Annotated in this window: 17 protein-coding genes; 5 read left to right on the top strand and 12 right to left on the bottom strand. The window is 45.4% G+C overall.

Features of this window, described 5'->3' with window-relative positions:
- Positions 1-87: 87 nt before the first annotated feature.
- On the top strand, positions 88-717 hold the full coding sequence (locus AC4MRV_RS00735; RefSeq protein ID WP_491185796.1) for an HD domain-containing protein: 630 nt from the start codon (positions 88-90) through the stop codon (positions 715-717).
- Positions 718-750: 33 nt separating this feature from the next.
- Here AC4MRV_RS00735 and AC4MRV_RS00730 read toward each other — a convergent pair whose 3' ends face one another.
- On the bottom strand, positions 751-1,980 hold the full coding sequence (locus AC4MRV_RS00730; RefSeq protein ID WP_491185503.1) for a peptidoglycan DD-metalloendopeptidase family protein: 1,230 nt from the start codon (positions 1,978-1,980) through the stop codon (positions 751-753).
- 109 nt (positions 1,981-2,089) lie between these two features.
- On the opposite strand from AC4MRV_RS00730, the gene AC4MRV_RS00725 reads away from it, so the two are divergent.
- Complete coding sequence (locus tag AC4MRV_RS00725; RefSeq protein WP_491185502.1) at positions 2,090-2,962, top strand: aspartoacylase; 873 nt, start codon at positions 2,090-2,092, stop codon at positions 2,960-2,962.
- Between the two features lie 53 nt (positions 2,963-3,015).
- Here AC4MRV_RS00725 and AC4MRV_RS00720 read toward each other — a convergent pair whose 3' ends face one another.
- The 3 genes from AC4MRV_RS00720 to AC4MRV_RS00710 all read right to left on the bottom strand — a co-directional run bounded on the left by AC4MRV_RS00720 (position 3,016) and on the right by AC4MRV_RS00710 (position 5,441).
- Entirely contained in the window at positions 3,016-4,350 is a 1,335-nt protein-coding gene (locus AC4MRV_RS00720) for a dihydroorotase (RefSeq protein ID WP_491185501.1), read from the bottom strand.
- Between the two features lie 58 nt (positions 4,351-4,408).
- Positions 4,409-4,888 carry a Fur family transcriptional regulator gene (locus AC4MRV_RS00715; RefSeq protein ID WP_491185500.1) on the bottom strand — a complete coding sequence of 160 codons (480 nt, stop codon included), beginning with the start codon at positions 4,886-4,888 and terminating at the stop codon, positions 4,409-4,411.
- A 115-nt stretch (positions 4,889-5,003) separates the two neighbouring features.
- Complete coding sequence (locus tag AC4MRV_RS00710) at positions 5,004-5,441, bottom strand: carboxymuconolactone decarboxylase family protein (protein ID WP_491185499.1); 438 nt, start codon at positions 5,439-5,441, stop codon at positions 5,004-5,006.
- A gap of 119 nt (positions 5,442-5,560) precedes the next feature.
- Here AC4MRV_RS00710 and AC4MRV_RS00705 point away from each other — a divergent pair, with 119 nt between their 5' ends.
- Positions 5,561-6,475, top strand: coding sequence for a LysR family transcriptional regulator (locus AC4MRV_RS00705; RefSeq protein ID WP_491185498.1), 915 nt, complete (start codon positions 5,561-5,563; stop codon positions 6,473-6,475).
- On the opposite strand, the gene AC4MRV_RS00700 is transcribed toward AC4MRV_RS00705, so the two are convergent.
- On the bottom strand, positions 6,461-7,081 hold the full coding sequence (locus AC4MRV_RS00700) for a LysE family translocator (RefSeq protein WP_491185497.1): 621 nt from the start codon (positions 7,079-7,081) through the stop codon (positions 6,461-6,463). The two genes, AC4MRV_RS00705 and AC4MRV_RS00700, sit on opposite strands and share 15 nt — an antisense overlap.
- A gap of 178 nt (positions 7,082-7,259) precedes the next feature.
- On the opposite strand from AC4MRV_RS00700, the gene nfsA reads away from it, so the two are divergent.
- Complete coding sequence (gene nfsA / locus AC4MRV_RS00695; RefSeq protein ID WP_491185496.1) at positions 7,260-7,982, top strand: oxygen-insensitive NADPH nitroreductase; 723 nt, start codon at positions 7,260-7,262, stop codon at positions 7,980-7,982.
- A 96-nt stretch (positions 7,983-8,078) separates the two neighbouring features.
- Here the strand turns inward: nfsA and AC4MRV_RS00690 are convergent, their stop codons facing one another.
- The 4 genes from AC4MRV_RS00690 to AC4MRV_RS00675 form a co-directional block, all read right to left on the bottom strand.
- A complete protein-coding gene (locus AC4MRV_RS00690) occupies positions 8,079-8,423 on the bottom strand; it encodes a YajD family HNH nuclease (protein WP_491185495.1) in 345 nt (114 codons plus the stop codon).
- 163 nt (positions 8,424-8,586) lie between these two features.
- Positions 8,587-8,832 carry an HP1242/YdcH family protein gene (locus tag AC4MRV_RS00685; protein WP_491185494.1) on the bottom strand — a complete coding sequence of 82 codons (246 nt, stop codon included), beginning with the start codon at positions 8,830-8,832 and terminating at the stop codon, positions 8,587-8,589.
- A gap of 136 nt (positions 8,833-8,968) precedes the next feature.
- Positions 8,969-9,466, bottom strand: coding sequence for a GNAT family N-acetyltransferase (locus tag AC4MRV_RS00680; protein WP_491185493.1), 498 nt, complete (start codon positions 9,464-9,466; stop codon positions 8,969-8,971).
- 3 nt (positions 9,467-9,469) lie between these two features.
- Entirely contained in the window at positions 9,470-10,243 is a 774-nt protein-coding gene (locus AC4MRV_RS00675; RefSeq protein ID WP_491185492.1) for a GNAT family N-acetyltransferase, read from the bottom strand.
- Between the two features lie 177 nt (positions 10,244-10,420).
- Here AC4MRV_RS00675 and yegD point away from each other — a divergent pair, with 177 nt between their 5' ends.
- Positions 10,421-11,773, top strand: coding sequence for a molecular chaperone (yegD, locus tag AC4MRV_RS00670; protein ID WP_491185491.1), 1,353 nt, complete (start codon positions 10,421-10,423; stop codon positions 11,771-11,773).
- A gap of 63 nt (positions 11,774-11,836) precedes the next feature.
- On the opposite strand, the gene AC4MRV_RS00665 is transcribed toward yegD, so the two are convergent.
- Genes AC4MRV_RS00665 through AC4MRV_RS00655 form a run of 3 tightly spaced genes read right to left on the bottom strand, consistent with a single transcriptional unit; the run spans position 11,837 to position 14,303 of the window.
- Positions 11,837-12,496, bottom strand: coding sequence for an HAD family hydrolase (locus AC4MRV_RS00665; RefSeq protein ID WP_491185490.1), 660 nt, complete (start codon positions 12,494-12,496; stop codon positions 11,837-11,839).
- 2 nt (positions 12,497-12,498) lie between these two features.
- Positions 12,499-13,518 carry an ABC transporter ATP-binding protein gene (locus AC4MRV_RS00660; protein WP_491185489.1) on the bottom strand — a complete coding sequence of 340 codons (1,020 nt, stop codon included), beginning with the start codon at positions 13,516-13,518 and terminating at the stop codon, positions 12,499-12,501.
- Positions 13,518-14,303 carry an ABC transporter permease gene (locus tag AC4MRV_RS00655; RefSeq protein WP_491185488.1) on the bottom strand — a complete coding sequence of 262 codons (786 nt, stop codon included), beginning with the start codon at positions 14,301-14,303 and terminating at the stop codon, positions 13,518-13,520. The genes AC4MRV_RS00660 and AC4MRV_RS00655 overlap by 1 nt, the downstream gene beginning before the upstream one ends.
- Positions 14,304-14,305 lie beyond the last annotated feature (2 nt).

Raw genomic sequence — 14,305 nt, 5'->3', positions numbered from 1 at the left:
TCTCTAGTTTGGGCTTTTTCAGGCAGTTTGCATCTATTGGCCGTGATAGAATCCATACACAATTTTCGATGGAACAACGACATGTCGATCGCCGAACAATTCGAACCACAACTAATAGATTTCATTCGCCAAGAGATGGTTCAAGACCCAGCCCATGACCTCAGCCATGTAAAAAGAGTCGTCAAAACTGCACTTGAACTTTGTAGGCAAGAGAAAGGGCAGATCGAAATCGTACTTCCTGCTGCTTATTTACATGACTGCTTCACGTTCCCTAAAAATCATCCAGATCGAGCTAAAAGCTCAATGATGGCGGCAGACAAAGCAACGCAGTTCTTAAAAGACATTGGTTACCCAAGTGAGTACATCAATGGCATTCATCACGCCATTTGTTCGCACAGCTACAGCGCCAACATTGCCCCCACCACACTCGAAGCAAAGATAGTACAAGATGCCGATAGATTAGATGCATTAGGAGCGGTTGGCATTGCGCGCTGTTTGCAAGTGAGCGCTAGCTTTGGCTCAAGCCTATATGAGATGGACGATCCATTCTGTCGTGGCCGTGACCTCGATGACAAGCGCTACACCGTTGACCACTTCTACAATAAGCTGTTTAAGCTCGAAGCGATGATGAATACCACATCGGCTAAGCAAGAAGCAAAAAAACGGACAGATTATATGAAAGGCTTTCTCAGCCAACTCAAAGGTGAAATCGAGTGACTGAAAATGGCGAGAATACCCTCGCCATTTTAATCAACCTCTGGAAAGCTTTACCCCTACCTTTTCATCGAATGCCGCAATTCGAGCGACAAACTCAGGCTTATCACTATTAAGTATCGAGGTAGCCAACGGCAAATCGGCTTTCATAGGGTCGACCGCTCGATTACGCACCAAGACTTCAAAATGCAAATGAGGCCCAGTTAACCGACCTGTCGCGCCGGAAAGGGCGATCTTCTGTCCCCGCTTTACCTGCTGGCCTTTTTTCACCAAAAACTTACTCAAATGCAAATAGCGAGTGGTGTAGACGCTATTATGCTCAATCACTAAGTATTTTCCTGCATACGGGTGATTCCTAACTCCAACGACTCTGCCATCCCCCGTAGAATAGATAGGCGCACCAACAGGGGTAGCAAAGTCAGTGCCATTATGAGGAGTCACCCGCCCAGTGACCGGATGCTTACGTTTAGGGTTAAATGGTGAAGTCACTCGGCGGTACTGTGGGTCAATAGGAAAGCGATTAAACGCACGCTCTAGGCTATTACCATCACGATCATAGAAACGTCCATCGTTCGCAAGGAAGGCAGAGACCTCTTTACCTGAAAGATGAAGCGAAATAGCCTGAATTTCACTTTTACCGGTGGGATGCTCACCCAGAAATTGACGATTAACCAACACATCAAAGCGGTCTCCGGCTCTGAGAGACCGAGCAAAGTTGACCTTATCACGTAGCACGCGTGTGATATTCGCAATTTGATTAGCAGACAACCCCATTCGATGGGCAGATAACGAGAAGCTGCCATCTATCGTTCCACTATAGAGTACCTCACGCCATACACCCGACTCCTCTTTTAGCTCATAGCTAAACGACTGGGTATTGTCATCTCGCGTGTAGGTCGCATGCTCTACCATGCTTAGATGATACGTTAAGGCCTTCAGTTGGTGCTCTTTAGCAGAGAAAACAAACTCTAGATGATCACCCGGTTGAATCGTATCTAATTGCAAATGTGCGGAATCCGCTGACATTACCTCATGTAGCGTTGAGTAAGGAATATCCCAAGCCGAAAAAATATCACTGAGCGTATCCCCCACCTTAACGAAGTAGTGAGCTCGAACATCTGACTCATGAACAGCAGCTTGTTTGGTAGGCGTAACGGTAATAATCGTCTTTTGTGGGACAGGTGACGTTTCCTCAGTAGGAATAAAAAGAGCGGCGGAAAGGGCCGTTATGGCCACAAGGGAAGTGAGTGTTTTAAAGTGTTTCATCTCGAGGAGCCAAGAATTTTACATTTGTTATGTTATAACATATCTTATTTGTAAATTCAGCCTGAGATTTTTCAGAGCAGCACAGATTTCGATAGGGACACCACATAACATGGTAAAACTGAATCACGTCCTACTGGTTGCCGGGACACATGGGAATGAGCTTTCTGGTATCTATCTGCAGAAGCTCATCAAGGAACGATTGTTTGATGCCAACCGAAGTACATTTTCGTCTACCAGTACCATCGCGAACCCAGAAGCAGTAAAACGGAATGTTCGCTATGTCGATGCCGATCTCAACCGATGCTTCTCTACTCAAATGTTACAACAAGATCTCGCACTGTATGAGCATCAACTAGCTCGCCAGTGGATAGCTGAACACACGCACAATCAACAACAGCTCATTGTCGATCTGCACAACACAACAAGCAACATGGGCGCGACACTTATCTTACTTTCACAAAACCCCTTCTATACAAAAATGGGAGCCTATGTAAAACAGCGCATGCCTGACGCCAACATCCTATTTGAAGATCGAAAAACGTGGCAAGAACAACCCTATCTCTGTTCATCGGGTCGCTACGGGATCATGATCGAAGTTGGGGCACAAGCGCATGGCTCTCTCAAGTTTGACACCTTAGAGTTGATGAAAAACATGCTTAGCTACGTGCTCGATTATGTAGAGAAACACAACCTAGGTAAGTTAGATAAGTTCAATCCTTACGACGCCTATTTCTACACCGAGGAAGTGACGATTCCATTGGGACAAGATGGCCTAAGAAGTGCCATTGTTCACCCTGCCATTTGTGGCCGAGATTTCGAGGTGGTCAAACAGGGAGAGCCGCTTCTTGCTACTTTATCAGGCTATGATATTTGCTGGGAAAAACAGCAAGATATCTATCCTCACTTTATCAACGAAAGTGCTTACGCTTCGTCTCATGTCGCGATAGCATTGGCAGAGAAAAAAACCGTCGTCGTCAAATAGTGCCAATGTGTACACAGCCCGAGCAACAACTCGGGCTATTTGATTGCTGCGATCTATCGGTTAAAACTCAGTCGCATTGCACTGCCCAGCGCTTGGTTGATGTTTCCATCCGCAAACACTGAATGCCCATTGACCCATGTTTGTTTAATAGCTGCCTGAAACTGATGACCAGAAAAGGGTGACCACTGACAGTGATAAAGAGTGTTCTCATCACTGATATCGGTCGTCGACGCACGGTCAACCAGAACGAGATCGGCATAGTATCCCTCACGAATAAAACCACGATCTTGAATAGCATAGCGAATAGCTGGATTATGCGCCGTTTTTTCAACCACTTGCTCCATGGTCATACGGCCATGATGAACATGATCCAACAAAGTAAGCAGCGCATGCTGCACTAAAGGCAACCCCGCAGGCGCCTGATCGTACTCCACCTGTTTTTCTTCCAGTGTGTGAGGCGCATGATCAGTCGCGATAATATCGATTTGCCCGGTCGATAATGCCTTCAAAAGCGCAGTTCGGTCGCTGTTGTACTTGATAGCTGGGTTGCACTTAATCCGATTGCCACATTCTGCGTAGTCGTCGGCACTAAACCACAAATGATGAACACAAGCTTCTGCGGTAATACTTTTACCCTCAACAGGGCCAGCTTCAAATAAAGCCAGCTCTTTTTCAGTGGTAATATGGAGTACATGAAGTTGGCTTGAATACTTTTTCGCTAAGCTAACAGCGTACGACGAAGAGGCGTAACACGCTTCATCATCGCGGAGAATAGGATGGTCATGAATGGTGAGAGGCGCATTGTCCATTAATCGACGCGCTCTATTTTTTGCGATAACTGGACCACTTTCGCAGTGAGTCACAATCAGCACTGGCGACTCACGGAAGATATCTTCCAACGCTTTTGGTGACTCAACCAAAAGGTTTCCCGTGGATGCACCCATAAAGACTTTCACGCCACAGTGCAATTTGGGATCAAGGCGTTTAATTTCGGCTAAGTTATTTTCTGTCGCCCCTAAGTAAAACGAATAATTGGCATAGGCCGCTTCAGCTGCCAAGGCGAATTTGTCTTCCAACGCTTCAATCGTCGTCGTGGCAGGCGCAACGTTAGGCATTTCCATGAAGCTCGTGATTCCACCTGCAACCGCCGCACGAGATTCAGATGCAATGGTGCCTTTATGGGTTAAGCCAGGCTCTCTAAAATGAACTTGATCATCAATCATTCCAGGCAATAAATAGGCGCCGTCAGCGTCTACAATGGTATCACCTGCCTGAGCTTCTATATGCGCATCTATTCTTGCGATACGTTGATCCACAATACGAAGATCGGCTTGTTGTACACTTCCTTCATTTACTATTCGGGCATTTTTAATCAATGTCGATGTCATGATCTATTCGGCTCTCCTTGAGGTTTAGAGTTCATGGACGGAAAGGCGGAGAGAAAGGCTATGACGACTTCAAACACTCGTCACACACGCAGTTGATTTCAATCTGGGGCTGGATCACCGTAAATCCTTGTTGACGAGCATGGTGTTGCAACCCAGACATCAAAGAAGGGTCGACTATCTGCTCGCTGATTTTGTTGCACTTTGAGCAGATGAAAAACTGTGGTGTGCCATGTTCATGCTCGCACTCAATATGAGCGCAAACAACAAACTTATTGGAAGCCTGTATCTTGTGCACAAGTTTCAGCTCCTCTAGAAACTCCAGAATCCGATACACCGACATGGCTTGAATCGTATGCCCCATTTCTTGTTGGCAATAATCAACAGTTTCATAAGCAGACATCGCTTGATCGGCTCTCAATAAAGCATGTAAAACGAGCTGACGTTTATCAGTCAGCTGCTTCCCTTTCTGCTTGCATTCGGCTTTTATTCTTTCTATTAATTCCTCGATCTGCACAGCGCTCTCCTTCACAACTGCCATTATGTTATAACATAACAATAATAAAATCTCCGTAGCCTGAACAAGAAAGACAAAAAAGCCCAACGTTTTTAGGCTGGGCTAAGAGTATTAAAAAGCAGTGTTGATAGGACAGTGGCTAGCCATGCGTCATTTGGGTGGCCACTGCAAATCGATTCCACGCGTTGATCATAATGACCTGCATCATCGTCTGGGCAAGAAGGGCCTCTCCCAATTCAGCAAGAGCTGCGTCATACACTTGCTCAGAAACGCCATGTTGCGCTATCTGGGTCATTTCGTCGGTTAGAGCGAGTACTGCACGCTCTTGCGCGTTAAACAATGGGGACTCTCTCCAAGCGGCCAGAGCAAACAGTTTCTGCGCAGGCAATCCAACTTTTTCCGCTTCGGTTACGTGCATCTCAATACAATAAGCACACTGATTAATCATCGATGCTCTAAGCTTGATCAGTTTTTTAAGTTGGATGGATAGCGCTGTACTTTCCAAATAACCTTCCACCTCTAACATAGCCGTTAATGCTTTGGGCTCGACGCTAGCGATATTAATTCGTGAATTCATGTGGTTTGGTTTCCTTTCAATGTCAGTGAAGTTAAAACCATTGTGCATCAAACCAAATATCTTCAGAATAGAAGTGAAAAGTAGTTTAGTTTTGCACAAAACGCAAAGGTGAAAACAGCATGTTTGAATTAATAAGAATCTTCAATCAAGTGGTTGAGTCAGGCAGTTTTTCGCAGGCGGCCCAAGCGTTAAGCATGGCACCTTCATCGGTGGCGAGAAACATTGACAGTTTAGAATCAAAGCTGCAAACCACACTCTTTAAACGCAGCACGCGTCAGCTAGTGTTGACCGATGAAGGCGAGTATTTTCACCGCCAAGCCATGACTTTGATTGAAGACGCCGATACTCTAGTTAACCAAATGAGGCAGTCTCCTAGCCAGCCAAGCGGCTTACTTCGTATTTCTGCCTTTGAAAGTTTTGGCAACGTGTTTCTAGCAACGCTGATTCCAAAGTTTCTCGCTCGGTATCCGAGTGTGCGAGTCGAACTTGAGCTAGACAATAATGTGGTCGATCTAAATAGCGATAACGTCGATCTTGCGATTCGAATTGGAACACCCAAAGACAGTCGTTTGAAAGCCAGAAAGTTGCTCACCAACCGTACTCTGTTAGTCGCTTCGCCCCACTATTTGCAAACGCAGCCGCCTATTCAACAACCGCATGACCTAGCCGAACACAATTGCCTACTGATTAGCCAGCAACGTCAGAGATGCCATTGGTACTTTAGCCGTAAAAAAGAGACTCAAAAGATCCAAGTCAGTGGCAACTTTAGCTCCAGAGGCGGCTCGCCTATTTTACAAGGTGCTCTGCAAAATAGTGGCGTTTTGCTACTTTCAGACTGGATGGTAAAGCCCTACCTCAAAGAAGGCCGCTTAGTTGAAGTATTACCCGAATGGCGGGCATCCTATGGGGAGAATCGTAGTGATGAAATCTATGCGTTATACAAGCACTCTCACTACCCAAAACCTCAAATTCGGGCATTTATTGACTTTATTCTGCAACACTTAACTATGATTGATGGCTCAGCTGAAGAGTAACCAAACTCCGACGCCCATCATCAACGTGCCAGCGATGCGGTTCATTAAGCGTACATTCTGAGATTGACCAAGAAGACGTTTCAACCCTTTACCTCCAGTGGCGTATAGCGTCATACAGATAAACTCAAACAGCAGAATAATCGACACCAAAACAATCAACTGCGGAGTGAGAGCGGCACTTTGGTCAATAAATGGGGGCAATAGAGAAATCATAAACGCCCAACCTTTAGGGTTAGCAATAGCGGTGACAAAACCTTGAACGACTAAGTCCCAATCACTTTGCGGCTGAGATTCCTGTTGCTCGACATTAATGGCTAGTTTGCCGCGTGAACGCCACATTTGTACGCCCAAATAAAACAGATAGCCCCCGCCTATTAACTTCAAAGCAACGAACAACCAAGGATAGTTGAGCATCACTGCAGCAATACCTAAAACGGCAGCAATCGCCACGAGTCCTACACCAACTAACTCGCCAGCCATCATCCATAAAGTGCGTTTGTAACCAATACTCATCCCGAGTGTAAGCGCCAGTGTCATACACATCCCCGGCGTAATTGAGACAAAGAAGAAGGTTGGAATAAACATTCCCAGCAAAGCGGTATTCATTGTTATGTCTTATTAATAGTTCAGTTTATTAGGCGAGATTAACATGGTTCACAGACAAGGGAACTAGAGATTTATTGAGCCACGATTGAAATTGGTTTTCGATTTACGCATTTGCAAAATACCGTTATGGTGAATTCGTAACCCTTTCAAATAACAAAAACAAGGACGTCGCTCCATCATGAACAGTACCATTGAAACCATTCTCAGCCATCGCTCAATTCGTAAATTCACTCAAGGGCCAATAGCAAATGAGCAGCTACAGACCATCATTCAGGCTGGCTTAGCCGCTTCTTCTTCTAGCTTATTGCAGGTGGTGTCGATCATTCGCGTCACGGACAAAGAAAAGCGTAAACAATTGGCACAATACGCTGGTAATCAAGCCTATGTAGAAAATGCAGCAGAGTTCTTGGTGTTTTGTATTGACTATCAACGCCACACAGCGATTAGACCTGATGTGCAAGTAGACTTCACCGAGTTGACACTTATCGGTGCCGTCGATTCAGGCATCATGGCTCAAAACTGTTTGTTGGCCGCTGAATCGATGGGGTTAGGAGGTGTATACATTGGCGGTCTAAGAAACAATGCCGCGCATGTGGATGAACTACTTGGTTTACCAAGCAACACTGCGATTCTGTTTGGCATGTGTCTTGGACACCCAGATCAAAAGCCAGAGGTGAAGCCACGTCTGCCGAGCCAGGTAATTGTACACGAGAACCAATACCAAGCGCTCAACCTTGAGGCTATTCAAAGCTACGATCAAACCATGCAAGACTATTACGCCAACCGCTCTAGCAATCAAAAGCAAAGTACATGGTCACAAGAGGTTACAGGAAAACTAGCACGAGAGTCTCGCCCTCATATTCTGCCGTACTTAAATAACAAAGGGTTGGCAAAACGATAGTATTACCACTAGTCAAAAAAGGCCTCTGCGAGGCCTTCAACATCAACGGATTTATCGTTCACCTGCTTAAGGTTGCTGATGTAGGCGAATCAATCATCACTTTTTGAGCATCTTTGCTAAATCAGCAAATGGGTTGTACGTTGCCCCTTGGTGGTCATCTTCACCTGGTTTTACGTCACTGCCATACCGTTCATGCTCTAGGTATTTACTGTGCTCATGATCGTGACAGTACAGGCACAATAACTCCCAATTACTGCCATCTTCGGGATTATTCGTATGGTCATGATCTTTGTGGTGGACGGTCAGCTCGCGTAGGTTAGAGTAGACAAACTCCCTTGCACAACTCCCGCATACCCAAGGATAAAGTTTCAGCGCTTTCTCTCTATAACCCGCTTCTTGACGTTTGTAGCTTGCGCTGGTTCCGTAATGATCTGATGACATATTTGTACCCTAAATCTAAGTCAAGATTAGATGCTAGCACGAGCCAAAATTAGAAAACAGTGACCAAGGTTAAGCTGCCCGCGATTAAATCCTTAGCTTTGCAACTAGGTCAACAAATACAAAAAAAGAGCGACGAATCGCTCTTTTTTCTTCAATCATTTCGCTACTGATGAGCTTTGAGAATACGCTGGTGAAGATTATCTTTAAGCATCGCTCTATCGTGTTTCATTTGATGCATGTCTTCATCGCTGATCGGAGAGTCTTTCAACTCTAACGTCCTTATCTCCTTATCTAGCCCGTCGTACGTTTTCATGTCTTTTAAAAACGCTTCGTCCATTTTTGCTAGAGCAAGAATCGTCTCTTTAAACTCTGGAAACTCACTGAGTAATGAATGATCTTCACCTAACATAGTTACCCCTTTAGTTTGTGATAGCCAAAAGCTGATTTCAGCCGATTAAATTGGTTACTATGCGTACTACCCTATCACCTAAAAAAGAGCCTAACTGAGACCCAGATCGCCTCTTTACTCATCCATGCGAATTACCTCACCGAGGCAAAAATTCATACCGACGGACCCGCCCTTCATTTGGCTCTTCATGCTCTCCCAAGAATAGACCACCACACGCTTCAATCACTTTACGTGACGCGCTGTTGTTCACATCGCACGTCACTATCGCTCGCTCATCTATCGCATGGTTTACCACCCAAGAGAGTAGATACTTAGCAACACCTTTTCCTCGTGCTGATGGTCGAGTTTCGTAGCCAATATGACCAATCACGTTTTCAACCCAATCATTAGTACCACTGCGCACCCGAATTGCACCTAACACCTTGCCATCTTCAACACAGTAATAGGTGGTGCTCGGCAGCCAACCTTCTGGTAGTTCTACGCAGGTCGCACTTTTTCTCGCGACAAGGCTAGCCAAATACTTTTGGGGATCTTCGATTGCACGCTGATACATCTCAATCCCTGAGTCATAACATTCCAGTGCATAATTTAGCAGTGCACTGTCTAGTTCAACATTCGCCTCTACTACTTCCATGTGTCACCTCTGCGAACTGTCAAACTCATACCCTGTGGTATGAGTAATAAATTGAAAACCATATTTCTCGACAATAGGCCGACTCATATCCGAGGCATCAATTATGAGATACTTTTTGCCTCGCGCTTTGGCCTCTGCGATTCGCTTATTGAGCAATAGCGAGTAAAAGCCACGTCCACGGTAAGATTCAATGGTACTGCCCCCCCATATACCAGCGAATGGACTCTCTCCATTAAAGGTTAACCATGCCGATGTCACCGGTTGGTCTTGGTGATAAACCACATAAATGGCTAATTCATCTGGGGCCTGCTGCTTAAGAGTCATCAGGTGCTGGAACTGCCAATCAAAGCTTCCTCCCCAAACTTGTTCTTGAACTCGGATTGCATCGCGAATTCCTTGCTCATCATTCACTTCGCGAATCAACGACTCATCCACAGGCTTAGCGGTGATAGATGTAAGGTCGAGAACCATGAACGACTCTTTATCCCCTTGCTCAAAACCATTACTTACCAACATCTGTTGAATATCGACAGGCAGATCAGTGTCATAGGTTTTCCACTCAAAGCACTTACCTAAATGGAGGAAGTACGCTTTTTCTCGCTCAATAACAGCTTGCGCATTGTCCGCAGTCAACGAGAAGTAAGCGATATAACTGCCATACTGCTCTGGGGATACATAACGAACGACTTCGGGCGTATCAACTTTCTGCCCACCGTACGCACTAAACTGCTGCCTTTCAAACTGGTTATACTCCAGCATTACTTGTTGGGTATCCATACCACCTCTTAATCACTTAGACTTATTAGGCCAATACAATCAATAATTTACCACTAAATATATTCACTTAGACTACTATAAATTATCTACAATAAATATGCTTAACAAATCACCAGTAGCATTCGTTTTCCCATTAAGGTAGCATTGCCGACCTTTTTTCAATGGTAGGAGGTTCGAATGTTTATTGGCTTTGACTACGGGACAGCAAATTGCTCAGTTGCAAAAATGGATCAAGGAGAGCCAAAGCTGCTCAAACTGGAAGGCGACAGCGTTTATATTCCTTCTACTCTATCCGCTCCTAGCCGCGAGGCAGTGGCTGAATACCTGTTCAAGTTTCGCAATATAAAACCGCTCGATAATGTTGGTGAGCAAGTACTGCGCCGAGCGATAAACATTAACCGCGAAGAAGGCATTGAGTTTATTGCCGATGAAGTCGCGTTTGGTCAAGCGGCTTTGGATCACTACCTGCAAGATCCCAGTGAGAGTTACTACGTTAAATCGCCAAAGTCCTTCTTAGGTGCTTCTGGCCTACGTGACGTACAAGTGAGCTTTTTTGAAGATCTAGTCTGCGCCATGATGGATAATATTAAGCGCAATGCGGAAGCTGACGCTCAACAAATCATTACCGACACCGTGATTGGTCGCCCAGTTAACTTCCATGGCCGAGACAGTGAAGCAGCTAACCGTCAAGCAGAGAACATTCTTCTAAAAGCAGCCACGCGCGCAGGTTTTAAAAATGTCGAATTTCAATATGAACCTGTTGCCGCTGGGCTAGAGTACGAAGCGTCACTCAATGAAGACAAAACAATCCTGGTTGTCGATATTGGTGGTGGTACTACTGACTGCTCACTCATTGAAATGGGGCCAAGCTGGCGAGGCAAAGCAGACCGAACGCAAAGCTTGTTAGCTCATAGCGGTCAACGTGTCGGCGGGAACGATCTCGATATTGCCCTTGCCTTTAAACAACTGATGACGCCATTTGGCCTTGGCAGTAAAACCACCGCGAACATAGTGATGCCGACTATTCAGTTTTGGAACCCGATTGCAATCAACAGCGTTGATGCTCAGGCCGATTTCTACTCTCGCTCTAACTTGGCCACATTAAAGCAACTGAAAAAAGACGCACAAGAGCTAGAAAAGCTCGCTCGTTTACTGGAAGTATTCCATGAGACATTGGGTTACCGTTTGGTTCGCCAGGCAGAAGAAGCCAAAATTGCGTTGTCAGATAACGCGCACTATCGAGGCGTAATTCAACTGTTGTCAGAAAAATTAGACGTTGATATCAGCTTTGAAGACATGATTGATGCGATAGAAACGCCTAAACAAAAAATGGCCGAACTGGTTAAAGAAGCCGTTGAACAAGGCGGTGCGAAACCTGACGCTATATTCATGACCGGAGGCTCTGCCCGTTCACCAATTTTACGTGGTGCCGTGCAAGAAACCTTGCCAAATATTGAGGTAGTGAGTGGGAACTATTTTGGCTCAGTGACCGCCGGCTTAGCGCGCTGGGCTGAAGTCTGCTTTAAATAAGTCAGCAATAAAAACAAAATCGCCTCAAGCTAACAGCAAGAGGCGATTTACATTGTAAATAATCTAACTCCAGTTCAACACCGTCCAGTTTGGCCGATGAGCATGAGCTTTCAACTGTGGGCACGGGTTAACTAAATACGCATAATCTGCGCACTCGCACAACGGCAAGTCATTGATTGAATCAGTGTAAAAGTGAATTTCTGAGTAATGCTCAGGCTGAACATCTAGCCATTGCTTCAAGCGCGTCACTTTGCCTTCTCGGTAACTCGGCACGCCTTCAATTTCAGCGGTATAGCGATTATCTTCTGTCACTAAATCGATACCAAGCGCAGTTTGAATACCTAAATGACGCCCAACGGCTTCCACCAAAAAGGTGACGCTTGCAGAAATAATGACCATATCAATCTCATCCCGAGCCAACCGCTCTATCAGTGTTTTGGACTGAGTAAACTGATGAGGCAATACTTTCGTTATCACACACTCTTCCACCAATGCGTGAACATGTTCAATCGGCATGCTCGCCAAAGGAGCCATCGAGAACTCCAAATAGTCCTCCATATCCATTTTTCCTTGCGCATAAAGGCGCATCAAGCGTTGGTCTTGCTCGATGAAATCTGGTTGAGTCGCGATTCCTTTTTCAACCATAAACGCATTCCATATCATAGCGCAGTCAGCATTGATCAGCGTTTCGTCCATATCAAAGACATACAAAGGTTTGGACATGGTTAGGCTCTCACAGGTTGAATTTCATTAAGATTGAACAGCAACTCTAGTTGGCTACCATTGGCCAATAGACGCTCAGATGAACGATTCAATAAATCGACCGTCAATTCACTTTCTGCAACATCCACTTGGTAGCGAATCACATTGCCGAGCAACTGATGATGTTTGATCGTCGCAACTTGTGGGGCTGATATATGGCTGCCGTATCGACGCCCCTGCTCTTTGACATAAATTGATTCAGGGCGAATGGCTACTTTCCACTCTGTATCAATATTGAATAGCTGCTTGGCTTTGTCTGCATCCACCAAATTGTAGTGACCCATAAAGCCTGCGACAAATTCATTGGCAGGGTGAGTGTAAATCTCTTCCGGAGTGCCCGCTTGGACAATTTCGCCTTTGTTCATCAAGAAAATGCGGTCAGACATAATCATCGCTTCTTCTTGATCATGAGTGACAAAGATGGTGGTCAAATTCATCTCTTTTTGAATATCACGGATTTGCTGACGAAGATGTTTACGAATCTTAGCATCTAGCGCAGAAAGGGGCTCATCGAGCAGCAATATACGCGGTTTCACAACCAAGGCTCGCGCTAGGGCTACGCGTTGCCTTTGACCACCTGATAGCTGATGCGGGTAGTGTTTTTCTTTGCCTTTGAGTTCGACTAGCTCGATAACCTTAGCCACTTCGCACTGAATTTCATTGGCGTCGAGCTTTTTCATTTTTAAGCCAAACGCGATATTACCTTCCACTGTCATATTCGGGAACAACGCATAAGACTGAAATACCATACCTATACCACGCTCTTGCGGGACTTGATGGGAAATCTCCTCACCATTGACCCAAATTTCACCGCCATCAACAGGGTTTAATCCAGCAAGGCTGCGCAGTAATGTCGATTTACCACAGCCACTTGGGCCGAGCAGAGTAATGAATTCTCCTTGCTCAATGGTGAAATCAATCGCTTCAAATACGGTATTATCACCAAAGCGCTTGGTCAGATTGTTTGCGGATACATAACTCATTATTTGACTCCTCGGCTAAAACGACTTGCCAGCCAAGTCAGTAAGAAAATAAATAGGAAGTAGGTCATAACCAGGGCAGAGGTAAAGTGGCCGCTGGTTTGACGCATGTTGTATAGGTAGATCTGCAAGGTTTCATAACGCGTACCGACTAAGATGTTGGCAAAGACAAACTCTCCGAGCAGGAATGAAAATGAAAGAAACAGCGATGCCATCAGCCCTTTCTTTAAGTTAGGTAGAATGATGAGCAAAAATGCTTGGCTGGTACTGGCACCAAGCAGGTGCGCCGCATCCATTAAGTCATGCAGATTAATCGCTTCAAAGCTATTGGCAATCGCACGATACATAAACGGTAATGCGATGGTGAAATAGGTACCAATCAAAATCCAAGGCGTACCTATGAGCGAAATTTCACTGTCGGCATAGAGCTGAAGTAACCCAACCGAAGAGACCACAGGCGGCACAGCAAATGGCAGCAAAATCATTAGATTCATTAGCTTGTCGAGCTTCGGGAAATAGTAAAAAACCACAAAAATCGCTGGCAAAACTAACACGACACTCAACGCAAGCGACGCCACACAGATAAACAGTGAACGCCCAAACGCCTGCAAGAAGCGAGGGTCTGTGAGTAGCTTGATATACCAATCGAAGGTGAATCCATCGGGTAAAACCGTTGCGCCCCAACGTGACGACAGAGAGTAAACCAAGGTAGCCAAAATAGGGATCAACATGATACCGACAATCGAGTACACCACGGTTTTATGAAATCGAGTATTTACGTTTTGCATTA

It is taken from the genome of Vibrio sp. (assembly GCF_984391705.1).
Note: the sequence above shows the minus strand (reverse complement) of the source record. Positions and strands in the feature narration are given on the sequence as shown.